The sequence below is a fragment of the Streptococcus sp. 116-D4 genome, assembly GCF_009731465.1.
GTDB lineage: Bacteria > Bacillota > Bacilli > Lactobacillales > Streptococcaceae > Streptococcus > Streptococcus pseudopneumoniae_E.
The window spans coordinates 331,482-353,969 of sequence record NZ_AP021887.1 but is presented as its reverse complement, the minus strand read 5'-3'; the positions used below and the strand labels follow the sequence as shown (position 1 = coordinate 353,969).

At 41.0% G+C, this 22,488-nt stretch carries 21 protein-coding genes; 4 read left to right on the top strand and 17 right to left on the bottom strand.

Features of this window, described 5'->3' with window-relative positions:
• Nucleotides 1-3: 3 nt before the first annotated feature.
• Nucleotides 4-159 carry a quorum-sensing system pheromone BlpC gene (gene blpC, locus UKS_RS01810; protein WP_064276248.1) on the top strand — a complete coding sequence of 52 codons (156 nt, stop codon included), beginning with the start codon at nt 4-6 and terminating at the stop codon, nt 157-159.
• A gap of 43 nt (nt 160-202) precedes the next feature.
• On the opposite strand, the gene UKS_RS01805 is transcribed toward blpC, so the two are convergent.
• Genes UKS_RS01805 through UKS_RS01795 form a run of 3 tightly spaced genes read right to left on the bottom strand, consistent with a single transcriptional unit; the run spans nt 203 to nt 2,637 of the window.
• Nucleotides 203-1,543: a sensor histidine kinase gene (locus tag UKS_RS01805; RefSeq protein WP_156011569.1), complete on the bottom strand. Its 1,341-nt coding sequence runs from the start codon at nt 1,541-1,543 to the stop codon at nt 203-205.
• Nucleotides 1,544-1,547: 4 nt separating this feature from the next.
• Nucleotides 1,548-2,294, bottom strand: a complete 747-nt coding sequence (locus tag UKS_RS01800) for a response regulator transcription factor (protein WP_064276246.1) — start codon at nt 2,292-2,294, stop codon at nt 1,548-1,550.
• Between the two features lie 4 nt (nt 2,295-2,298).
• A complete protein-coding gene (locus UKS_RS01795) occupies nt 2,299-2,637 on the bottom strand; it encodes a LytTR family DNA-binding domain-containing protein (RefSeq protein ID WP_033684769.1) in 339 nt (112 codons plus the stop codon).
• A 275-nt stretch (nt 2,638-2,912) separates the two neighbouring features.
• On the opposite strand from UKS_RS01795, the gene UKS_RS01790 reads away from it, so the two are divergent.
• Nucleotides 2,913-3,242 (top strand): helicase BlpT, encoded by a 330-nt coding sequence (locus UKS_RS01790; RefSeq protein ID WP_156011567.1) that lies wholly within the window; start codon nt 2,913-2,915, stop codon nt 3,240-3,242.
• Between the two features lie 62 nt (nt 3,243-3,304).
• Here UKS_RS01790 and UKS_RS01785 read toward each other — a convergent pair whose 3' ends face one another.
• Together UKS_RS01785 and UKS_RS01780 are read right to left on the bottom strand one after the other, a co-directional pair.
• The gene (locus UKS_RS01785) at nt 3,305-4,354 is read right to left on the bottom strand and encodes an ABC transporter permease (RefSeq protein WP_156011565.1); all 1,050 of its coding nucleotides are present in this window, start codon (nt 4,352-4,354) and stop codon (nt 3,305-3,307) included.
• Nucleotides 4,351-5,082, bottom strand: coding sequence for an ABC transporter ATP-binding protein (locus UKS_RS01780; RefSeq protein WP_000889954.1), 732 nt, complete (start codon nt 5,080-5,082; stop codon nt 4,351-4,353). The genes UKS_RS01785 and UKS_RS01780 overlap by 4 nt, the downstream gene beginning before the upstream one ends.
• Before the next feature lie 67 nt (nt 5,083-5,149).
• Here UKS_RS01780 and UKS_RS01775 point away from each other — a divergent pair, with 67 nt between their 5' ends.
• Together UKS_RS01775 and UKS_RS01770 are read left to right on the top strand one after the other, a co-directional pair.
• Nucleotides 5,150-5,560: an HIT family protein gene (locus UKS_RS01775; RefSeq protein WP_001278317.1), complete on the top strand. Its 411-nt coding sequence runs from the start codon at nt 5,150-5,152 to the stop codon at nt 5,558-5,560.
• A 9-nt stretch (nt 5,561-5,569) separates the two neighbouring features.
• Nucleotides 5,570-5,857, top strand: coding sequence for a hypothetical protein (locus UKS_RS01770; protein ID WP_156011563.1), 288 nt, complete (start codon nt 5,570-5,572; stop codon nt 5,855-5,857).
• Between the two features lie 486 nt (nt 5,858-6,343).
• Here UKS_RS01770 and dnaJ read toward each other — a convergent pair whose 3' ends face one another.
• The 12 genes from dnaJ to UKS_RS01710 all read right to left on the bottom strand — a co-directional run bounded on the left by dnaJ (nt 6,344) and on the right by UKS_RS01710 (nt 22,340).
• Nucleotides 6,344-7,480, bottom strand: coding sequence for a molecular chaperone DnaJ (gene dnaJ, locus UKS_RS01765; protein ID WP_156011561.1), 1,137 nt, complete (start codon nt 7,478-7,480; stop codon nt 6,344-6,346).
• A 474-nt stretch (nt 7,481-7,954) separates the two neighbouring features.
• Nucleotides 7,955-9,778 carry a molecular chaperone DnaK gene (gene dnaK, locus UKS_RS01760; RefSeq protein ID WP_049496358.1) on the bottom strand — a complete coding sequence of 608 codons (1,824 nt, stop codon included), beginning with the start codon at nt 9,776-9,778 and terminating at the stop codon, nt 7,955-7,957.
• Between the two features lie 483 nt (nt 9,779-10,261).
• Nucleotides 10,262-10,786: a nucleotide exchange factor GrpE gene (grpE, locus tag UKS_RS01755; RefSeq protein ID WP_156011559.1), complete on the bottom strand. Its 525-nt coding sequence runs from the start codon at nt 10,784-10,786 to the stop codon at nt 10,262-10,264.
• Nucleotides 10,787-10,812: 26 nt separating this feature from the next.
• Complete coding sequence (hrcA, locus tag UKS_RS01750; RefSeq protein ID WP_156013026.1) at nt 10,813-11,847, bottom strand: heat-inducible transcriptional repressor HrcA; 1,035 nt, start codon at nt 11,845-11,847, stop codon at nt 10,813-10,815.
• 160 nt (nt 11,848-12,007) lie between these two features.
• A complete protein-coding gene (locus UKS_RS01745) occupies nt 12,008-12,520 on the bottom strand; it encodes a DUF2812 domain-containing protein (RefSeq protein ID WP_156011557.1) in 513 nt (170 codons plus the stop codon).
• 34 nt (nt 12,521-12,554) lie between these two features.
• A complete protein-coding gene (locus tag UKS_RS09950) occupies nt 12,555-13,130 on the bottom strand; it encodes a DUF2812 domain-containing protein (protein WP_156011556.1) in 576 nt (191 codons plus the stop codon).
• Nucleotides 13,130-13,450: a PadR family transcriptional regulator gene (locus UKS_RS01735; RefSeq protein ID WP_156011554.1), complete on the bottom strand. Its 321-nt coding sequence runs from the start codon at nt 13,448-13,450 to the stop codon at nt 13,130-13,132. The genes UKS_RS09950 and UKS_RS01735 overlap by 1 nt, the downstream gene beginning before the upstream one ends.
• 119 nt (nt 13,451-13,569) lie before the next feature.
• On the bottom strand, nt 13,570-14,916 hold the full coding sequence (gene glnA, locus UKS_RS01730) for a type I glutamate--ammonia ligase (protein ID WP_070526519.1): 1,347 nt from the start codon (nt 14,914-14,916) through the stop codon (nt 13,570-13,572).
• A 35-nt stretch (nt 14,917-14,951) separates the two neighbouring features.
• Complete coding sequence (gene glnR, locus UKS_RS01725; RefSeq protein WP_000659548.1) at nt 14,952-15,308, bottom strand: transcriptional repressor GlnR; 357 nt, start codon at nt 15,306-15,308, stop codon at nt 14,952-14,954.
• Nucleotides 15,309-15,384: 76 nt separating this feature from the next.
• Nucleotides 15,385-15,912 (bottom strand): FUSC family protein, encoded by a 528-nt coding sequence (locus tag UKS_RS01720; protein WP_049543772.1) that lies wholly within the window; start codon nt 15,910-15,912, stop codon nt 15,385-15,387.
• 135 nt (nt 15,913-16,047) lie between these two features.
• The gene (locus UKS_RS01715; RefSeq protein ID WP_156011552.1) at nt 16,048-17,244 is read right to left on the bottom strand and encodes a phosphoglycerate kinase; all 1,197 of its coding nucleotides are present in this window, start codon (nt 17,242-17,244) and stop codon (nt 16,048-16,050) included.
• A gap of 89 nt (nt 17,245-17,333) precedes the next feature.
• Nucleotides 17,334-22,340, bottom strand: coding sequence for an endo-beta-N-acetylglucosaminidase (locus tag UKS_RS01710; protein WP_443031391.1), 5,007 nt, complete (start codon nt 22,338-22,340; stop codon nt 17,334-17,336).
• Between the last annotated feature and the right edge of the window lie 148 nt (nt 22,341-22,488).

The window sequence follows — 22,488 nt, the reverse complement described above, 5'->3', positions numbered from 1 at the left end:
AACATGGATAAGAATCAAAACCTAACTTCATTTCAAGAACTAACAACTACCGAACTCAACCAAATTACAGGTGGAGGATTGTGGGAAGAACTTTTATATAACATTCGTATATATCCTCTTCACATCACACAAGGACTTCATCAACCAATACAACTATAAAAAAACAAGACCAAGAGAAAGCACTCTCGGTCTTATTTTTTCATCATTCTGTATGTATCATAGTAAGCACCTGACGAAAGACTTGATCTTGACAGGTGGTATTTAGACTGGTATTGGGATGACTTTCCACAATTTTCATAACGGTATAGAGACCGACTCCTCTCTCCTCCCCTTTAGAACTTGCTCCAAAGGAGAAGATTTCAGAAATATCTATGCTCTCTTCTTTGATGGAGTTTTCAATGATAAAGGTCTCCTGTTCTCCATTTTTAAAAAAAGCGATTGAAACATGAGGTTGACTAGCCTCTATACTAGCTTCAATAGCGTTGTCACAAAGGATAGACACAATAGTCAGAAAATCAAGCAGGCTCATCTCCTCTACCTGAATCTCCTCAGGAACTTCGACATTAAAGATAATCTTCTTATCTATGGCTTTTAGAAATTTCCCCGCGAGGAGACTTTTGAGGGCACGGTCACGAATATTCACCAATCTGCCCAGGTCATATTTATTGTCCTGCAATTTCTGACTAGAATCCTTTAAAACAGAGTCGTAAATCTCTTTTATCTGCTCCATATCCTCCTCTTCAATACCCAGACGTAAACTGGTTAAGAGGTTGGTGTAGTCATGTCGAAAGCTCCGCACTTCCTTATAAAGCTCCTCTATATGCCGACTATAGCGTTCCATATCTCTATAGCGCAAGATCTGCTCTTGGTTCAGTTTTTCCTGAAGTTTTTCCTTCAAATAGGTATCCAGCTTCTTGATAACACCCATAAAAAAGAGCAAGTAAAACACTAGAATCAGATGGCGAACAGTCTTTGATTGAATACCTTGTACATATTCAAAATAAGACAGACTTTGCATCACTAGATAGTAAGCCCCCATTATCCAGTTAATCTTAGTCAGGGACTTTTGAAAACCTTTATCTAGAATCTCCTTTCTCAAGCTAGTGAAATCATAGTCTAACCATCTCAAAAAGGCTAGAGAAATGAAGAAATTGAAAATTATTATACATAACCAAGTAAATGAGTAGTCATTATATAGTTGCCCTTGCTCTAAAAACGGAAGCAAAAAATAGGAAACACCTCTATAAAAGAGATTTACCAATATCATTGGAAAGAGACCATAAAAGATAAGGAGTTTTTTAGGAAGCCCTCTAAACAATAAGAAAGATAAGCCGATACCGTACAATGGTTCCGTAAAATAAGATAGGTAATCATTTCCTACTATATAGTTAATTGTTACAAAAACAAAGGCCAACAGTATCTTAAAAAGAAAGGCCTTAAAAATCCTCTCAAAAGTGAGACCAATTCCATCTACCTTAAAAAATATAAACAACTCCAATCCAGATACCAAAAATGTATAAACTATTTTCCAAACTATTTCCATTCCATCACCTCACTAAGTGTAAGTTATTGATAGCCTCAGACACTTCCCTGACCTTATAACGCGCGATTAGGCAACTTCTCCCATTGGGGAAGAAAAGGAGTTTTTCTTTCTTATCCAAATGTATCACATTGGCAGGATTGATGAGAAAAGAGCGATGGCACTGCAGGAGACGAGGCTCCTGCTTGAGAATCTCCTCTAAACTCGCTGTAAATTCCAGTCTGTCCGTCTCGGTATAGAGAATGACATGATGAGATTTAGAAGACGTTTCGAGATAGTAAACCTCTTTAAAAGGATACTGGAATTGGGCAAATTTTGATTTAAAGTAAAAACAATCTTCCGCCAGACTTTTACTGTCTTGACTATTGGCATAGAGGAGGGCTGTCTCGATACGAGATTCAAATTCCTCTGCCGAAAGGGCCTTATCAATGTAGTCCAAAGCTGACACTTGGTAGCGAAAGGACAGGGGCATAAACTCCGAGTGAGTCGTCACAAAGACGATTAGGGCATACGGATCCCGATCCCGAATCTTTCTAGCCACTTCTAGCCCTTTCATCTCCTCATTTCGAATCTCAATATCCAAAAAGAATAGCTGATGGGCGCCCTTCTCATGCACCTCTTCCAGCAGTTGGTCTGGCTTGCCAAAGACCTCAAAAGAGCTGGGAGTGATATGATGTTCTTTCAAAAGTTTCTCAATCGTCGTTTCAATTCTAGCTTGTTGGGAAAAATCATCTTCTAAAACAAATATTCTCATCTTCTTACTCTCCTTCTTTCAACCATTTTTGACGAATTTCTCTATAGCGACGTCTGGCATACTTGACAGCGTATTGACCTTCTTCTCCAAGAAAAAGGATTCTTTCTTGAAAATCAATCGATTTTACTTTATCAAGATTGACCAAACAATTTCGATGACATCTCATCAAGGTTTCCCCATATTGGTTCTCAAGATTACTTAAATTTTGAACCATATTAAAACTAGCTTCTTCTGTAACAATCTGCACGGTATGGGCTTTAGTTGGATGTGTTTGGATATAGTAGATATCGTCGACGTTTACTTTATAGACTGTTTTCTGTGTCTGAATAATCATATGTTTCATTGGATTCTCCTCCTAAGAAAAGAATAACAGAAAAAGTCTAGCACAAGCCCACCCAATCCTAAACAGTCTTTGAAAACTCCTAAAAGGATTATTTTTCTACAAGATTATGATGAACTTACAACTATTTTATCATAAAATCTTAACAGTACCATTCAGGAAATTTCAATGACAATTAAAGATTTGAAGCTGAAAAAGGAGAGAAAAGTGATAAACTGACAGTATCAAAACACAGTTACTAGAACCAAGACTGTACCTAGATTAAAGGAGGAATTCTCATGACAGATACAAACCCTATCAAAAGAGCTCAGACTTTGATTACGGACTTAAACAAAGCCTATCAGGCATGCAAACAGGCAAGCGCTGACGACGTCCACTTTCAGGAGCAATTAAACTCTATTCTTGGTTTTCTAGCCAAGGCTGAGACAGTGGACAATCGAGTCTTGATCGAATTGGAAAAATTTTACCAGACTTCCAGTCTTCTCATGGGACTTAGCACTCTTGATCCAGATGCTCCTACTCGCGCTGCTTGGCGGGCTTATGACCGCTTCCACTTTGACCAGGTCAAGACAAAGTTGTGTCTCTACGGACCAACCATTATCCTGTAGTAACTAAAAAGAAGCTGAGACAAACTGAACTCAACTTCTTTTTTAGTGTCATATAAGCAATGTTAGTCCTGCATCTGACGTTTGACCTGATAAGGTAAGTACAAGACTAGTAAAACCAAACCAGCTCCCAGTAAGGCTAGAAGGGCTAGTTTTTCTTTGAAGGTAATCAACCCAACAACTAATTCCACAAGTAAAACAAAACTGGTCAATCCTCGAACTACCGCCTGCAAGCCTTTTTCCTTTTGCCCCTTGTCCAGTGGAAAGAGTTGGGTCAAATACTGGTAGTCAAAGGCGTGATAGAGGGCCAGCAACTGGAAGAGCAAGAGGTAGTTAAAGAGAACTACCACTGCTGTCGCAATCCAAGCTTGCTCGATAAAGACCTGCGCCAGCAAGGAAAGTAAGAGCAGACGGAGACTGAGGGCAAAGAGGTCTCCATTTCGCAGATAAGAACGCAGATAGAGATTTTGCCAAATCTTCCCAGGCACCTTCTGAACAACCTTTAGGATAAAGTCCAGATAGGCACGACGCTTGACGCTGTTTGAAATTCCCTTTACCTGCGTAAAGAGGGCAAAGAAACGAAGCAAGACTTGCTTACGCTTGCTTTCTTGGGAAATGACATAGTCCCAGTCCAGTCCAGTTTCCGTGAAAAATTTGCTGGCCTTTTGACGAAAGAGGAAATATTTACCTACTCCCAATAAAAGCACATAGACCAGAAAAACAGGCAAGCCATAGCCCATTACTAAAAATAAAGGCGCAAATAATAGCAAGAAAAGGGTCTGGACAAAGAGCCAAAAGGCTAGAGAAATGCCAGTTTGACGCTTGAGATGGAATTTGATTTTCTCTTCTCCAACCAAGAGAAAGAGCTTGTCTGGAGCCTCCATATAGGTGGCAATTCCACCCCAAAGCAACAGTAAAACAGAGGTAATTCCTACAAACAAAAGGATAGGCCAATGATTTTCAGGAAAATGTTGTAAGAGTTGACTGTACTGGTAGGCTAAAAAGCCCAGCAGGACAAGCAGGAACAAGACAAAGTGGTCATTGAGAACATAGCGCAGATAACCAAGACACTCCTTACGAAAAGCCTGCTTTCTCTTTAAAAACAAGTCTTTCATAGCTCCTCCTCTTTGGTCAGAGCCAAGTAAATATCATTCAAACTAGCCTCAGGCATGTCAAAGGCTTCGCGCAGTTGCAGGAGATTTCCCTTAGCACGCACCTCACCCTTGTGGAGAATGACAAAGGCATCACACATCTTCTCCGCCGAATCCAGCACGTGAGTACTCATGAGAATGGACTTGCCCTTTTGCTTTTCCACTTCCAAAAGCTGAATCAAGTCTGCAATAGCCAACGGATCCAGACCAAGGAAAGGCTCATCCACGATGAAAAGACTTGGATCCACCACAAAAGCACAGATAATCATGACCTTTTGCTTCATCCCTTTTGAAAAATGAACAGGGAACCAGTCCAATTTCTGGTCCAGACGGAACATTTTTAACAAGGGCTCTACTCGATCAAAAGCCACTTTCTGCTCAATACCATAAGCCATAGCAACCGTTTCGATATGCTCTCTGAGGGTCAATTCCTCATACAGACTAGGTGTCTCAGGAATGTAGCCAATTTGCTTGCGGTAGCTAGTTGCATCTTCTTGAAGAGTAAGTCCATTGATATTGATGGAGCCACTATAAGGTGTCAACAGACCGATAATCTCATTAATAGTCGTTGATTTCCCAGCACCATTGAGGCCAATCAAACCGACTAACTGCCCACTTTCAACGGTAAAGGACACATCTTTCAAGACAGGAACATGAACATAGCCACCTGTCAGGTTTTTAATTTCTAACATATTTTCTCCAAATCTGGTATAATGTAGCTATATTATATCAAAATTCAATACAGTAGAGGTAGATTTTATGTCAGATTGCATTTTTTGTAAAATCATCGCAGGGGAAATTCCTGCTTCAAAAGTATATGAAGATGAGCAGGTTCTTGCCTTTCTTGATATCTCTCAAGTGACACCAGGACATACCTTGGTCGTACCCAAAGAACACTATCGCAATCTTTTAGAAATGGATGCTACTAGCGCCAGCCAACTCTTTGCCCAAGTACCAAAAGTAGCTCAAAAAGTCATGAAAGCTACCAAGGCTGCTGGCATGAATATCATTGCCAACTGTGAAGAAATCGCTGGTCAAACCGTCTTTCATACCCACGTTCACCTCGTGCCTCGCTACAGTGCGGACGATGACCTCAAGATTGATTTTATCGCCCACGAACCAGACTTTGACAAACTTGCTCAAGTCGCTGAAACCATCAAAAACGCATAAGGAGTTGCTATGAAATTATCCAATCTACTGCTATTTGCGGGAGCTGCAGCCGGAAGTTATCTGGTTACAAAAAATCGCCAAACCATCACAGATGAAGTCTTGAATACCACTGACCGCGTTCAAGCTATCAAGGATGATGTGGATATTATCCAAAACAGCCTGCAAATCATCGACCAGCAAAAAGAACTCATCAAGAAATACCAAGAAGACTTGACTTACAAGTTTAAGGTCTTGGAAAAAGATATCCAGACTAATCTAGCTGTCATCAAAGAAACACAGGAACCTGAAGATAAGTAAAAAGAGCCACTCGGCTCTTTTTTAAAAGGTAAACAAGTTATATCCCATCAACTATACATCATAATTTAGAAAACTCATACTCAATAAAAATCAAAGAGCAAACTAGAAAGCTAGACACAGGCTGCTCAAAACACCGTTTTGAGGTTGTGGATAGAACTGACCAAGTCAGCTCAAAGCACTGCTTTGAGGTTGTAGATAAGACTGACCAAGTCAGTTACATATATCTACGACAAGCCGACGCTGACGTGGTTTGGAGAGATTTTTGAAGAGTATCATTCACCGTTTCATAACTAAATTAAAGACTCTCCCAGACTTTTCGCCTTAATGAAAATATCTGAAACAGCTTAGTTTTAAGTGTTCAGAAACTTTGAGACCTAGGCTCAAAGTTTAGATATGGGACTTCAAAGAAGGTCACTACCGTCCGTCATTACTTAAGGAACGTCTTAAAAAATCTATAAACAAAAAGAGCCACTCGGCTCTTTTTGTTTATTCTCCTTCAAAGGCATCTTTAATATGGTCAAAGAAACCTTTTTTCTTTGGATTGACTTTTAAATCACCAGCAGCAGCAAATTCTTTCAAGGCTGCTTTTTGGCGGTCGTTCAATCCTGTCGGTGTTACGACATTAACAGTAACGTATTGGTCACCAACTGCACCACCACGAAGGCTCGGTGCTCCCTTGCCACGTAGACGGAATTTCTTACCAGTCTGAGTTCCCTCTGGAATAACCAATTCAACATCACCGTGAACAGTTGGGATATCTACTGTGTCGCCAAGAGCTGCTTGGACAAAGTTGAGGTTGAGATTGTAGAAGATAGTGGTTCCTTCACGTTCAAACTTGTCGCTAGCTTCCACAGAAACTACTACATACAAGTCGCCATAAGGTCCACCGTTAAAGCCAGCTTCACCTTGACCAGCTAAGCGAATTTGTTGACCTGTTTCCACACCAGCAGGAATTTTGACATGTACGCTATGGGCTTGTTTTTCATGCCCTGTTCCGTGACAGGTTGTACATGGATCTTTGATTTCTTTTCCGCGACCATGACAGACATCACAGGTTACTTGACGACGCATCATACCAAGCGGAGTCTGCGTATCGACGTTAATGACACCAGCGCCATGACAGCGTCCACAAGTGACTGGACTTGTTCCTGGCTTAGCACCAGAGCCATTACATGTACTACAGCTTGCTTCACGGTTGTATTTGACTTCTTTTTCCGTTCCGAAGATGGCTTCTTCAAAAGTCAAATTCACACGATACTGGAGGTCATCTCCTTGACGAGGAGCGTTTGGATTGCGCGAAGCTCCGCCTCCTCCGAAAAAACTTGAGAAGATATCTTCAAAACCACCGAAGCCACCTGCTCCGTCAAATCCGCCAAAACCACCAGCACCACCAAAGCCACCATTGGCACCCGCAGCACCATATTGGTCATAGGCAGCACGCTTCTGGTCATCACTCAAGGTCTCATAAGCTTCTTGAACTTCCTTGTACTTTTCCTCAGCACCAGGCTCCTTGTTGATATCTGGGTGGTATTTCTTTGAAAGCTTACGATAAGCCTTTTTGATCTCGTCTGCCGAAGCGTTTTTTGACACCCCCAGACGATCATAAAATTCAGTATTATTCATACAAGATACCAAGACCGTAAAATTCGACTGAAAAATAGAAAATCTGACGCTGGAGCGATGCTCCTAGGCAGATTTATCTTTTTTCCGAGAATTTAGGTCGGGTTCAATTCCTTTCTTTTATATTGAGTAAGAAATTTGGAAACCCGTGTTCAATTCCCTGAACACCCTTGTTCCTTTCTATTGATTTTTTGAATCAAACCTGGATTTAGGTCGGGTTCAATTCCTTTCTTTTATATTGATGAAACAAACCCTAAATAAATCAGGTTTAGGCCCTTTTTACCGAAAAACAGAGGCTGGGTTGCAACCTCTGGATTTCTTCCTATCATTACGACGTTCGAGTTTTAAAAATCAAGCTAGTAATGCTAAATCGAGCACGCCCTAACCTCTTGGTGAAAAAGACAAATCTTTCTAGAAACTAAAGTTTCTGCGTCAGATTTCCTATTTTCACTGTGAGGTTTTAACGGGCTTTGCATCTTATTTTTCAGTAAACTCTCCGTCTACGACGTCATCGCCTGCGTTTCCTGTTGCTTGTTCGCCTTCTGCTCCTGCTTGAGCTTGTTGCGCTGCTGCGGCTTGTTCGTAAAGTTTCACAGCAAGTCCTTGAGCTTTTTCGTTCAACGCTTCAAGTTTTGCTTTCATGTCGTCCAAGTTGTTGTCTTCTTGCGCTTTCTTAAGGTCATCAAGGGCAGCTTGGGCAGCATCACGTTCTGCATCGAAGCCTTTGCCTTCCGTTTCTTTGATTGTCTTTTCAGTCGCAAAGATAGCTTGGTCTACTTCGTTACGAAGGTCAACTTCTTCTTTACGTTTCTTATCTGCTTCAGCGTTTGCTTCTGCATCTTTCATCATGCGGTCGATTTCTTCGTCCGTCAAGCCTGAGTTAGATTGGATAACAATTGTTTGTTCTTTTTGAGTTCCAAGGTCTTTGGCCTTAACAGACACGATACCGTTCTTGTCGATATCAAATGTTACTTCGATTTGTGGGATACCACGAGGTGCAGCTGGGATATCTGTCAATTGGAAGCGTCCAAGAGTCTTGTTATCTGCTGCCATTGGGCGTTCACCTTGAAGAACGTGGATATCAACGGCTGGTTGGTTGTCTGCTGCAGTTGAGAAGACTTGTGATTTAGATGTTGGAATGGTTGTGTTGCGGTCGATGAGTTTTGTAAAGACTCCACCCATTGTTTCGATACCAAGTGACAATGGCGTTACGTCAAGAAGGACAACGTCTTTCACATCACCAGTGATCACACCACCTTGGATTGCAGCACCCATAGCCACTACTTCGTCAGGGTTCACTGATTTGTTTGGTTCTTTACCAGTTTCAGCTTTAACAGCTTCAACAACGGCAGGGATACGGGTTGAACCACCAACAAGGATGACTTCGTCGATTTCTGACAAGCTCAAACCTGCATCTGAAAGGGCTTGGCGAACTGGAGTTTTTGTACGTTCTACAAGGTCACGAGTCAAATCGTCGAATTTAGCACGAGTCAAAGTCATTTCCAAGTGAAGAGGTCCAGCCTCACCAGCAGTGATAAATGGCAAGCTGATTTGTGTTGAAGTGACACCAGAAAGGTCTTTCTTCGCTTTTTCAGCTGCATCTTTCAAACGTTGCATTGCCATCTTGTCAGTAGACAAGTCAATGCCGTTTTCTTTCTTGAATTCTGCTACCAAGTGGTCAATGATTTTTTGGTCAAAGTCGTCACCACCAAGTTTGTTGTCCCCTGCAGTTGACAATACGTCGAAGACACCGTCACCCAATTCAAGGATAGAGACGTCGAATGTCCCACCACCAAGGTCAAATACCAAGATTTTTTCTTCTTTATCAGTCTTGTCCAAACCGTAAGCAAGGGCTGCTGCTGTTGGTTCGTTGACGATACGTTCTACTTCAAGGCCAGCGATTTTACCAGCGTCTTTTGTTGCTTGACGTTGAGCATCGTTGAAGTAAGCTGGAACTGTGATAACTGCTTTCGTTACTTTTTCACCAAGATAGTCTTCCGCGTAGCCTTTCAAGTATTGAAGGATCATAGCTGAGATTTCTTGTGGAGTGTATTCTTTTCCGTTTGCAGAAACTTTTTCAGAAGTTCCCATCTTAGATTTGATAGAGATAACTGTATCTGGGTTTGTGACTGCTTGACGTTTTGCAGCATCACCAACGATGATTTCACCATTTTTGAATGAGACTACAGATGGAGTTGTACGGTTCCCTTCTGGGTTTGCGATGATTTTGCTTTCAGTTCCTTCAAGAACTGCTACTGCTGAGTTTGTTGTACCTAAGTCAATACCGATAATTTTAGACATGTGTTTTTCTCCTTAAATTTTAATTCGAATTTTGATTTTTTGATATTTCCCTTAAGTGGTGGGGACGTGAGCAACTCCCTTCGGGATTTCATCACTTATTTTTGAGCCTATTGTCTCAAAAATCCCCTGTTTCAGTAGCACAAGCTACTGAAACTTTCACCACGGTGGGAAATATCTTCCTTGCAAGCCTCCGGCTTGCCTCTTATCTTTCTTCATAGTTTATTGTCGTTTCGGACAAGTTTTCTATTATGTAGATTGTGACACGAGAAGTCGAAATTGATTTTATTTCAACGACGAGTTAGTAAGAAGGCTAGGAAAACGCCATAGCGATTGCCGTTTTCTGACGAGTTGCTTTAGCTACCGTCAGAATTGCCTAATCGAACACGCCCTAAGCTCTGAGTAAAAAAGTTAGATTTTCTTGTGTTCATCAAACACTTCGTCAATCTCCTATTTTTACTGTGAGCTTTTTACGGGCTTTGGATCCTAGTTATAAACAACTACCATTGCTGGGCGTAGGATGCGGTCATGGAGTTTATAGCCTTTTTGGAAGACTTGAGCGATGGTATCTGCTGGGTGTTCATCGTCTGCCGGGAGAGTTTGGATGGCCATATGGTAGTTATGGTCAAATCCGCCATCAGCTGCGATTTCTTCGATTCCTTCTTCTTTCAAAGCATGAACCAAGCTTTCTTGCACCATTTCCAATCCTTTTTTGACATCGTCTGTCAAACCTTCAACTGCGAGTGCACGCTCAAGGTTATCCAAAGAAGGGAGAATCGCTTTTGCCAAGTCCTGGCTACGATAACGTTGCAAGTTTTGACGCTCTTCATTGGCACGGCGTTGGATATTTTGCATTTCTGCATGAGCGCGAAGGTATTTATTTTCGAACTCATCCGCACGTTCATTTGCCAAGTCCAACTCAGACTTCTCAGGAGTTGTTTCTTCAGCTGTTTCCACAACTTCCTCTTCTTGAACTTCTTCTACTTCTTCATTTTTTTTATCTTGGGCCATTTTCGCCTCCTTTAATGATTTCAATATTAATGTACTTCATAATGATTACTGCTGAGGTAGCGGTAAAAATCTGTCAACTTCATGGTCAAAACACGATTGACCACATTGACTTGGTTGATTAGCTGTTGGTAATCCAGATTAACCGGACCGATAATGGCTAGAATTCCAACACCTCGATAAGGAATAAGGAACTTGCTACTAATCACAGCTAGCTCAGCTAGACAGGACTCTTGACTGTCCGCAACACGGACATTTTGCATCTGATCCTCACGCAACCCCTCACGAATCTCCAGAGCCACCTTTTGCGGTTGGTCAAAGAACTGATAGGCTGCTAGATTAGCAAAATTCAAGAGATTGACCTTGCCCGCCACCACAATGTTTTCGTTGAACATTTCCTTAAAGATATGTTCAAAGAGATTGATCACATTATCCGTTGTTGTAAAGTAACGCTGGATAATCTGCGGAATCTCCGTCCGAATCTTGTAGTGAATATCTAGAACGGTGTGGCCGAGGAAACGTTCCTGAATGATGTTCTTCAGTTTCAGCAAGTCCTCCTGCAAGAAGTTCCTTGGAATCAGAAACTGACTGGTAACCGTTCGCGACTCGTCTAGGGTGAATACCGCCAAGGCTGTATGTTGCCCCAAAACAACGATATCAAAGGCTGTCAACCGTTGCCTGCTCGGCTCAACATCCAGTGCTACTACCGTACAGCCACTCAAGTCTGTCAATAGATTAGCAGCTTCTTGCAGAATATCCTCCAATTTGAAGAATTCCTGATCAAAGGCCTTGACAATCTCATATACCTCATTTTCAGCCAGTCGGTCAAAATCCAGTGAGTGTTTCACATAGTACTGAAAACCAGCAACACTTGGCATTCGACCACTTGAAGTATGAGCCTTCTCAAGCAAACCTTGCTTTTCTAGAGCCGCCATGTCATTACGAATGGTTGCGCTGCTAGAGTTAATAGACTCTTGCAAGGCTTTGGATCCGACAGGTTCGTGCGTTTTGGTAAAGATGTCAATAATCAGATTTAGAATATCCTGCTGACGCTCTGTAACCACCTCATCACTCCTCTCTGTCTGATCGATTAGCACTCGATACACTTAAGTGCTAACTTATGATTCTATTATACACCCTTAAAAGAGAATGTCAAGACAAAAACTCAAAAAATTAGCACTCTTTTACCAAGAGTGCTAAAAATCAGTCTAAAGACCTAGAACCTTACTGTTTATCTACTCGATATTTCCTTTTTAGTCTGAAATAACCATAGATTAGATAAGAAATCATGAAAGCATACAAAACAAAAATAATGAAGAAAGACATAGAAAGATCTTCTCTAAATAAACTCATACAAATAACAAGACCACCTAAGAAAGTAGCTGTACATGAACGAAGTCTATACCGCATAACTTCCCATCTGAGATCCTTACTCATATAGACTTGATCTTCCGTAAGTAAATCAGAAGATGATTTACGAAGAATTGAACAAAAACCTGTTTCTATCAATTCCCAACCTCTATTTCTAAAATCTTGCAGTTCATGCTTATATTTTTTAAGAAATCTAGAATCATAGATACAGTAGATGACATCGTCTGGTTGACATTGGTCAAAATAGAACAAACCAAAACGACTCGTTCTATACTTCCAACCTTTCAAATGCATCTCATGTAAATATTCTTCTTCCTTGTCTAAATCAACAATAGTGAAAATCCGAAATTCTACTCTGCTATTCATTGTCTTACCCCAAAATTAGAAAACATGCCTGGTGTTATTTATTAGATAATTCTTTCCACTTTTGACTCAATCTCCAAAAAATATAAGAAATCTGAATCGCATGGACTATCAATAAAACACCATCTATTATAACAATCAAAAACATTTCCCAACTGAAAGAACTACCTCCAGTGACAAACTTTGAGAAAACCGGTAGTAGAGCTAAAAAGAGAAGCAAAATAGGAAACATCCGCCTCGTTAAAATCCGTTTGACCATAGCTAGCTTCCCGGCCGCGTCATTATAAATTTCAAACTCGGCATCCGACTCAATTCCAGAATGAAGCTTTCTAAAGTAGGAAAACCCATTAAAGTCTGTAATATGCTCCCAGCCACAATCTTTAAATAATTGTAAATAGGAGGCTCTATCGGATTTTTTCATGGGATAAAAGTCCAACTGATAAGACACCTGCTCCGATTGGCACTTTTCAAAAGTATACTTAACCGCAACTACTAAGTTAGAGTAGGTCACTTCCTTAAGTTTCCAGCCCTCAGCATGCATTTTTCTAAAATATAAAGCCTCTCTATCATAATCCGCAATAGTAGCAATTCTATAAACAACCTTCTTTTCCATCACCCTTCCTCCCGACTGTTTCTATAGAGCCGTTCAATACGTTTCAATTCAATATCTAAAACTTTTCGTCCCAAGTCTGTGATCTGATAGATTTTCCGTTTTTCCTCTTCGCGGATAAAGGAAATCAAACCATCCTTTTCCATTTTTGACAAGGTTCCATACATAGTCCCAGGACTAATCGAAACTTGCGAATCTGTCATTTCCTTGACCTTTTGCGTAATACTATAACCATGACCTTCCTTTTGCAGACAGAACAAGATATAAAAGCCCGTTTCCGTCATCGGAAGATAAACTCGACGAATCTTATCCGTTAATTCCATTTATAGCTGCCTCCTATCCAGTTCGATATATCGCACTTCGTTATATAAAATATATCACACCTCGATATAAAATACAAGAAAAAAGATCACCCACAGGCAATCTTTCTTCTATATTAGTATTAGTAAAGGTCTAAATAATTATCAATTTCCCATTGTGAAACGAAGGTTGCATAACTTGCCCATTCGATTCGTTTGGCTTCAAGGAAACTAGTATAGATATGTTCTCCAAGAGCTGCTCTGACAACTTCATCTTCTGTCAAAGCCTTCAAAGCGTTGTGAAGGGTTGATGGAAGGTCTGTAATACCAGCTTCCTTGCGCTCTTCTGCTGTCATGATGTAGATATTTTCTTCGATAGGGGCTGGTGCTTCGATTTTGTTTTCAATACCATGCAAACCAACTTCCAACAGAACTGCCATAGCGATATAAGGGTTCGCCATTGGATCCACTGAACGCAACTCAAGACGAGTTCCCATACCACGTGAAGCAGGCACGCGCACAAGTGGCGAACGGTTACGACCAGCCCAAGCAATGTAAACAGGCGCTTCATAACCTGGAACCAAACGTTTGTATGAGTTAACCGTTGGGTTCATAATGGCAGTATAGTTGTAGGCATGCTTGATCAAACCGCCAAGGAAATGGTAGGCCGTTTCTGACAACTGCATTCCTTTTGGATCGTTTGGATCAAAGAAGGCATTATTTCCTTCTGCATCAAACAAGGACATATTACAGTGCATACCTGATCCAGCAATACCAAATTTTGGCTTGGCCATAAAGGTTGCGTAAAGACCATGTTTGCGAGCAATGGTCTTAACAACAAGTTTAAAGATTTGAATCTTATCACAAGCACGGAGAACTTCATCGTACTTGAAGTCAATCTCATGCTGTCCAACCGCAACCTCGTGATGGCTGGCTTCTACTTCAAATCCCATTTTGGTCAAGACATTGACAATCTCACGACGTGTATTGTCCGCAAGGTCCGTAGGCGCCAAATCAAAGTAGCCACCCTTGTCATTTACTTCAAGTGTTGGGTCACCATTTTCATCCAACTTAAATAGGAAGAATTCTGGCTCTGGTCCAAGGTTGAAAGAGTTGAACCCTACTTCTTCCATGTGACGAAGAGCACGTTTCAAATTGCCACGAGGGTCTCCTGCAAATGGCTCACCTTCTGTTGTATAGACATCACAGATCAAACCTGCAACACTTCCATTTTCATCTCCCCACGGGAAGACTGTCCATGTATCCAAGTCAGGGTACAAGTACATATCTGACTCATTGATACGTACAAAACCTTCGATAGAAGATCCATCAAACATAGCCTTGTTTGACAAGACTTTATCTAACTGTTCATCTGTGGCAGGAATTTCGACGTTTTTCATGGTTCCCAAAATATCTGAGAACATGAGACGAATAAAGGTAACATTTTTTTCCTTGACTTCACGACGAATATCTGCAGCTGTGATTGGCATGAGTTTTCTCCTTAATTATAACTACTTGCGGTTGCCTAACCGCGACCAAAAGGTGACCGTACTGAAGCAAAGCGACCCTGTTGGAGGAGTTCATTGTGAAGTGCACGACGCACCTCAGTCTGACTCACTGCTTTCTTAGATTTCGCTTCACGTTCAGCATATTTTTTCTTAATGGCAGCGATATTATAACCTTCAGAGATATAATCTTTGATTTCAAGCAGACGATCCATGTCATTCAAAGAATACATGCGACGGTTCCCTTCGTTTCGATCAGGCTTGATCAACTCTTGATCTTCATAATAACGAATCTGACGCGCCGATAGATCGGTCAACTTCATAACACTGCCGATAGGAAAAACAGCCATATTTCGGCGAAATTCTTTTTCCTTCATTTACAATTTCCTTCTTTCTGTCTATTATAGTCTAAAAAAATACAAACGTCAATCGATAATGTTATAAAATATAACATTATTTTTCTTTTTTCTCTAAAAAGAGTCGAATACGATCAATATCGTAATTTACGAGAATTGCGACAAAAACTCCCATGAAAGTTTCTGATACACGAGCAAAAACGTACAAAATTGTTTCACCACTCGGAATCGATAGGGTAATAATTAACATAGCTGCTACACCACCAATAACTCCTGCTTTGTTATTCATGGCTACATTTGTCATAATGGTTAACATGGTACAGATTGGGACAACTACCAAGGTCACCCAAAAGGCTTCGTGGAAAAAGGTATTTAATAAGAAGAAGATCAGTGCATAAAGGCCACCGATACTATTTCCAAGAATACGCGAAGTTCCAAAATGGACACTCTTATCAAAACTCTCCCTGAGGCTAAAAACGGCTGTCAAAGCACCGATTTGAAGACCTTTCCAGCCAAAAAAGCCAAAAATCAAGAGAACTAGAAAAACAGCAATACCTGTTTTAAAGGTTCGCATACCAAGTTTGAACTGGGATTTATCGAATTTATATTTTTTAAAATAACTCATAATCTCAACTTTCTATTTCCATTTTATCACAATTTGGGTGATTTTATGAGGAATAGTTGAGAGGAAGCGTTTTTATTTTAAGCAAAAGAAAAGAGGAACCTTCATCCCTCTCTTCTTTGATTTATTTATAAAATCTTATTTTTCTGTCAAGGCTGCAAGTCCTGGCAATACTTTACCTTCGAGAAGTTCCATTGATGCTCCACCACCAGTAGAGATCCATGAGAATTTATCTGCACGGCCAAGGTTGATTGCTGCGGCAGCTGAGTCACCACCACCAATGATTGATTTAACGCCTGGTTGTTTCACGATAGCGTCCATCACACCGATTGTACCAGCTTGGAAGTCTGGGTTTTCAAATACACCCATAGGTCCGTTCCATACAACTGTTTTGGCACCAGTCAAAGCTTCGTCAAATTTAGCGATAGATTTTGGACCGATGTCAAGACCAAGGAAACCTGGGTCAACTGCTTCACCTTCAGTGTCTTTCACTTCAGTGTAGTCAGCAAATGCGTTTGCTTCTTTTGAGTCAACTGGCAAGATCAATTTGCCGTTTGCTTTTTCAAGAAGAGCTTTCGCAACATCCAATTTATCTTCTTCTACAAGTGAATTACCAATTTCGATATCTTGTGCTTTGTAGAATGTGTAAGTCATCCCACCACCGATAAGAACTTTATCAGCTTTTTCAAGCAAGTTTTCGATAACACCGATCTTGTCTGAAACTTTTGAACCACCAAGGATAGCCACGAATGGACGTTCTGGGGCTTCAACTGCTTCTTGGATGTAGGCAATTTCGTTTTCAAGAAGGAAACCAGCAACTGCTTTTTCAACGTTTGCAGAGATACCAACGTTAGATGCGTGTGCACGGTGAGCTGTACCGAAGGCATCGTTTACGAAGATACCATCTCCAAGTGATGCCCAGTATTTACCAAGTTCAGGATCGTTTTTAGATTCTTTCTTGCCGTCAACATCTTCAAAACGAGTGTTTTCAACCAAGAGAACTTGTCCATCTTCAAGAGCGTTAATCGCTGCTTCCAATTCAGCACCACGAGTGACACCTGGGAAAACAACGTCTTGACCAAGTTTTTCTGCCAAGTCTGCTGCTACAGGAGCAAGTGATTTACCAGCTTTATCAGCTTCTTCTTTCACACGTCCAAGGTGAGAGAAAAGAATTGCACGTCCACCTTGCTCGATGATGTACTTAATAGTTGGAAGAGCTGCTGTGATACGGTTGTCGTTAGTGATTACACCATCTTTCAATGGTACGTTGAAGTCAACACGAACGAGGACTTTTTTACCTTTCAAGTCAACGTCTTTAACAGTAAGTTTTGCCATGTTACAAAAACCCCTTTATTTATTTTATTCGAAACTATTATATCACACTTTGGAAATATAAGGAAAGATTTCACAAGATTTTTCGATATTTAATCTTCATCTTCTTTTTTCTGTTTCAATGTCAAGGCTAAACTAGCAAGACCAAGGCTGGCCAATCCTGCTATTAGGGCTTCATTGGCATCAGCAGTTCCTGTATTTGGCAATTGTTTGCTTGCTTCTTCTGATTTAACTGCTGTATTTTGGGATGGTTTTTCTTGTGTAGGCGCTACTGCTGGTTCAGTTTTTACTTTTGTTCCAATTTCAACAATTTCTGGAATCGCTTCTTGGATGACTTCTGTTGAACGAAGGCGACGCTGACCGTTTTCACCAACTTCAAAGACATGTCTTAATAGACCATCTCGTCCCTGTATGATGACTCGTTGTTCCCCAACTAGCATCTCAGCATTTTCATGTTCTTGACGATCAAAAGGAACCTTTTCCTCTTGAACTTCCAATTTAGGAGCCTTTTGTTGATCTGACGCCGATTGATTCGTAGGTTTTGGAAGGTCTGTGTTTTGTGGTGCTGGATTGGCAGGAATAAGACCAGTACCTACTTCTACGATTTCAGGACTTGCTTCTTTCAAAACTTCTGTAGCGCGAAGCGTACGATTGCCTTGGATATCTACTTCAATCAAGCGGCGAATTTGCCCCTCAACTCCCGCTTGGACAAGTTGACGTTGGCCGACTGGGAGATTTTGATTTGGACGTTCTTGGTGTTCGAAGGCGATACTTGTTTCTTCGACTTCTAATTTCGGAGTATCCACAACCAAATTCTTGATACCTTCAGCTGGTTCCTTGCTTGCAATAACTTCTTCTACTGGTTTAGCAGGTTGTGGTTTTTCAGCAGTTTCATAAACCAAGACATAATGAGTAAAGTGTGGGGCTGTAAAGATAACATGACTATCCGTTTGTTCAAAAGCCAATTCTACTGCTTCTTTTCCTTCAGGTAAGAAGAAGACTTTCTTCACTTTCTTATCTTTTTCAATTGGAATTTTCACAATAGAAGCGTAAGCGAGATCAACATCTTGACCTTTTTCATCTAGACCTTCTATTTCAAAGATATGGGTATCTTCTCCAGCAAAGTATTTCTTCTCTTCATCATTTGCTTGAACACGCTCTACTTTCAAGCCCTTGATGATAGTCTTCTCTTTATTTGAGAAGTGTACCTCAACACCTGTTTTACTATCAGAAAAAACTGCTGGCTTGTCTTCTTTCAATAAAGCAACCAGATCTTTTAGACTCTGTTTCGCTGTTGCAAGCTCTTCTGGACTCAAATCTACTTTTTCAACCAAGACCTTGTTTTTCTCAAGAAGCGGAGCTAGGGCAGAACCTGAAGGATGGTTTGGTTTGGCAGCCAAGAGTTCTTGAGCCTCACCTGTTAAGCGATCAAGTTCTGTCTTTTCTTCCGTAAATTTCTCTTGACCATTCAGAGCTTTATGAGCTTCTGTCAATTTATTAAGTCGGTCATTAACCTGATCTTGGGTGCTCGTTTCATGGTCTTTCAACACTTGTTCTGCCGCTTCAATTGCTTTCAAGAAAGCTTCTTTTACTTCTGGTGAAGCAAAGTTATAGACCACTTTGTTCTTATCTGCTTCAACTTCTGCTAATTTTTGTTTGAGGTACTCATCGTTCAATGCTGCTTTTGGAGATACCAAAACATCAAAGTTGACTTCATGACCTTGGTAACGAAGCGTCAAGGTTTGACGACCGGTCTTTTGAGCATCGTAACCAGAAATTTCAACTCCCTCATCAGTAAAGGAATGTTCTTCCATGGTGTCATTGCTATAAGCCACTGCAAAGCGTCCTTCAGACAAGTCTAAGCTATCACCAACTAGGTAATCTTTTTTCGGTTCCTGACTTACTTCAATTCCCAAAATAGTTTTCGGACTCGCTTCATCTTGACTAGTAACAGTCACTGATAAATTCGCATGTACCGGTTGCCCTAAATATTGTAAAGTAAGATTTTGTTCTCCCTTGTGATGCGTGTCAAAGCCTGATACCGATACACCTGCGTGGGTTAGGCGAATGAGTTCGTCCTCAGCTCCTCCTTCATACTGAACGCGAAGAACACCACCTCTAAGGTCCAAATCCTCCCCTTCGGCGTAGTTTGTTTTCTTAGGTCCTGTTTCTAGGCTGACTGACTTGATTCTTCTGTCATCTTTTGGAACGGAAACTGCTAGGACATTACTAATTTCCTTGCCTGGCAACTGAGTACGATAGTAAAGAAGACCAGATTGATTTGTCAAATCCAATGGTGCACTTGCTAGATCTCCTCCAACCTCGCTCTTCAAGGTTGCAAGAGGAGTTTGAGAATTTGGATTGTCATAAACGGTAATAGTTGCTCCAGCTGGTACATCCGCAAAGCCAACTTGTACCTTGTTATTGCCTAAAGAACGGGCTGCAGCCTTGGCCATCGGAATATTGAAACTCTCAGTATCAAGCTTTTCATACATTCTCCAGTTATAGATACGAATAGCCTTCCATGGAGTTCCATTGTCAGAAGTGACCACATTCAAGCGCCAATCTTGAGCTGTGATTGGTTTATCAAGGGTAATATCTGTAACATGGGCTTTATTGCCACGAACTTCCTTCGCCAACTTCCATTGACCATCCGCATCTTTATAATAGAGGTCAAAGTCTTTGGTGTTCATCAAACCGTCGTTAACAGATTCTCCACCAGCCCCAGCATGATCCATCACCCATCTAACAACTGTACGTGGCTGGGTCAAACGAATATCCACACTACCGCTTAACTGTCCAGAGGACCACTTGTCAGACAGACTGGTAATGGTACCATTCAACATACCTTCAATACCTTCTCCACCTTCAGTCTTAGGGAAAGTACTATCAATAACTGTTGCACCTGGAACGATATTTTCAGCTAGTGGTTTTGGTAGGCTGGTATCTTTTACAGTCATGCCCCAATCAAAGGTTGCGGTTGCAGCTTCTGAACGAACCCCATTTTTACCAACTGCTACAACCTTCAGTTCTTGAGTTGTACCTTGAGCACTTGCTGAGCGGCTAACTTTTGGTAGATAAATCGTTGTAGAAGATGAGCCAGTTAGTAATTTCCAGCTGTCTCCATCTTTTTCGTAAACTTCATAGAAATCTGCATCCTTGTTGCCTTTAAATTGCACAACTGCTTCCGCTTCTTGGGCATTTTTAAGGACTTGTTTGGCTACAGCTACTGTGGTTGGTGCCTGAGGAGCATCTTGATTATTGCTGATAGTCAATTGCCCCAGATTAAATTGATAACCTTTTAAGTCTTTGTCATTTTCAAAATAGAGTTTAATACCGTAAATTGTTTTACCTGCCAAGGCACTCAAATCAAAATCATTGGTAGTCCAGTCATCTGAAACTGTTAATTCTTTACGGGCAGCTTCATCACCGTAGGTATAATCTTTCTTGGTTGCAAATTCTACATAAACCTTGGTCCCTTTGCCTCCTTTGTGGGCAACATGCAATTTGGTGGTATCTGTCACCTTCAAGCGAGTAGAGTACAAATTCACATCTTGCTTGGTCGCGCCTGAAAGATCCCCTGCAAATTTGAGAGAAGTTCCACCATTATAAGCATCTTCAAAATCATAGCTTGCTTTCAACTTATCGCCAGTTGATTTTTGCCACCAGCGCCATGTTGGAAGAACACCTGAAACTGAACGGTAATTCCACTCAGAATCCTTAGAAACCTTACCATCTACGAACCATTTTCTACCATGACCTGTATTAAAAGAAGTAGTAAAAGTATGACCTACTGCTGGCGTACGGTCTGCAACTAGGTTAGCAATCCCATACCAATCTTTGTCACCTGGTTTTTGGCCAGTAGGATCACCTTGATAACCTGTAAAGAAGATATCTTCATTCTTATGATAATCTTCACCAGTTTTTCCTAAACTTGTAATGGTATCTGGAGCAAACAAACCAAGAGAAAGGCGCAATTTCCCATTTTCATCTAAAATGTCATTCCACTTAACCTTTGTCTTGTAAGATCCACCCTGTTGCAATTCTAAACCTGCAAATACATCATAAGGATTGCGACCAATCCAGTTGGCAGTTGCAATAGTGTAATCATTTTTAGCCTTATCCCAGTTAAAGTTAGCAAAAAAGTTATCTGCTGGAACCTTATCTCCTTCTGGTTGCATGAATTGGTAGTTGTATTCTCCCAAACCATCTTGATGGTAACGTCCATAGTTATAAGTCATGGCATCGTACCAAGAATACTTGATTGGGTGATTTACCTTAGCAGCATACTCCTTGGTATAGAGCATAAACTGGCGCATCTTTTCTCCAAGAGGTTCAACCAAATCCCCAGTTGTTTCTTGGTTGATGAAATAGCCATCATAGCCATAATACTTGGCCATATCTACCAATTTACGGGCAATTGGGAAGCTACCATCTGCGTCTTGCTTCAAAGCTTCAGCGAATTTTTCTTGATCTGCAATACTATTAGACCAGTTGAAGAAGAGTGTCCCATATACAGGCACCCCGTTACGGTGACCTGCATCAATAACGTCAGGAGTTGGTACGAGACCTTCCCAGAAGACCATTGAATCTAGATATTGCCAATAGTCAAAAGCATAGGCCTTGAACTCTTCTCCACCAACAGAAGCATGGTCTTTTGCTTTAGAATTGGTGTTTGATAGGGCTTGAACTTTTGCTTCCTTGCTAGCTTTTTCATTGACCAAATGCCCTGTCCGACGTGAAGCAAGGGCAACAGACCCGCGGTTAATAGCATCATCTTCACGAGCTCCGGGTTCCCATTTCAGCAATTCATCCCAAGAATTAATTTTGATTTCCTTTGGTTTTAATGTTTTTTCTGTATTTTTAGGAACATCTGGCTGGACTTCTTTTTCAGTCTTATTAGCTTCTGCTGCTGGCTTAGACTCATCCCCTTTGCTAGTTGCTTCAGGTTTTGCTTCTGCTTCTCTGTCAGACTTTGGTTTTTCGTCTGCAGATGGTGTTTCTGCAACCACCTCGCTTAGTTTTTCCTCGGGTTTAGCTACACTGGTTTCCTCTGCAGTTTCAGTAGTTGTAGCTTCATTGCTTGCTGGTGAAGCAATTTCAGATGCTGTCGCTACTCCTTCTGCCTTTTCTAACTTGTTTTCTCTAGCAGATTCTTCTTCATGCTGCTTGTCAGCTTCATTAGTTGGATGCTCACTCTCTCCTGAAACAAGCTCTGTATTGGCTCCGCTATTTTCAGGAACTACA

Excerpts from the sequence above, each read along its gene's own strand:
- blpC (WP_064276248.1), top strand. The coding sequence starts at position 4 with ATGGATAAGAATCAAAACCTAACTTCATTTCAAGAACTAACAACTACC.
- UKS_RS01805 (WP_156011569.1), bottom strand. The coding sequence starts at position 1,543 with ATGGAAATAGTTTGGAAAATAGTTTATACATTTTTGGTATCTGGATTG.
- UKS_RS01800 (WP_064276246.1), bottom strand. The coding sequence starts at position 2,294 with ATGAGAATATTTGTTTTAGAAGATGATTTTTCCCAACAAGCTAGAATT.
- UKS_RS01795 (WP_033684769.1), bottom strand. The coding sequence starts at position 2,637 with ATGAAACATATGATTATTCAGACACAGAAAACAGTCTATAAAGTAAAC.
- UKS_RS01790 (WP_156011567.1), top strand. The coding sequence starts at position 2,913 with ATGACAGATACAAACCCTATCAAAAGAGCTCAGACTTTGATTACGGAC.
- UKS_RS01785 (WP_156011565.1), bottom strand. The coding sequence starts at position 4,354 with ATGAAAGACTTGTTTTTAAAGAGAAAGCAGGCTTTTCGTAAGGAGTGT.
- UKS_RS01780 (WP_000889954.1), bottom strand. The coding sequence starts at position 5,082 with ATGTTAGAAATTAAAAACCTGACAGGTGGCTATGTTCATGTTCCTGTC.
- UKS_RS01775 (WP_001278317.1), top strand. The coding sequence starts at position 5,150 with ATGTCAGATTGCATTTTTTGTAAAATCATCGCAGGGGAAATTCCTGCT.
- UKS_RS01770 (WP_156011563.1), top strand. The coding sequence starts at position 5,570 with ATGAAATTATCCAATCTACTGCTATTTGCGGGAGCTGCAGCCGGAAGT.
- dnaJ (WP_156011561.1), bottom strand. The coding sequence starts at position 7,480 with ATGAATAATACTGAATTTTATGATCGTCTGGGGGTGTCAAAAAACGCT.
- dnaK (WP_049496358.1), bottom strand. The coding sequence starts at position 9,778 with ATGTCTAAAATTATCGGTATTGACTTAGGTACAACAAACTCAGCAGTA.
- grpE (WP_156011559.1), bottom strand. The coding sequence starts at position 10,786 with ATGGCCCAAGATAAAAAAAATGAAGAAGTAGAAGAAGTTCAAGAAGAG.
- UKS_RS01745 (WP_156011557.1), bottom strand. The coding sequence starts at position 12,520 with ATGAATAGCAGAGTAGAATTTCGGATTTTCACTATTGTTGATTTAGAC.
- UKS_RS09950 (WP_156011556.1), bottom strand. The coding sequence starts at position 13,130 with ATGGAAAAGAAGGTTGTTTATAGAATTGCTACTATTGCGGATTATGAT.
- UKS_RS01735 (WP_156011554.1), bottom strand. The coding sequence starts at position 13,450 with ATGGAATTAACGGATAAGATTCGTCGAGTTTATCTTCCGATGACGGAA.
- glnA (WP_070526519.1), bottom strand. The coding sequence starts at position 14,916 with ATGCCAATCACAGCTGCAGATATTCGTCGTGAAGTCAAGGAAAAAAAT.
- glnR (WP_000659548.1), bottom strand. The coding sequence starts at position 15,308 with ATGAAGGAAAAAGAATTTCGCCGAAATATGGCTGTTTTTCCTATCGGC.
- UKS_RS01720 (WP_049543772.1), bottom strand. The coding sequence starts at position 15,912 with ATGAGTTATTTTAAAAAATATAAATTCGATAAATCCCAGTTCAAACTT.
- UKS_RS01715 (WP_156011552.1), bottom strand. The coding sequence starts at position 17,244 with ATGGCAAAACTTACTGTTAAAGACGTTGACTTGAAAGGTAAAAAAGTC.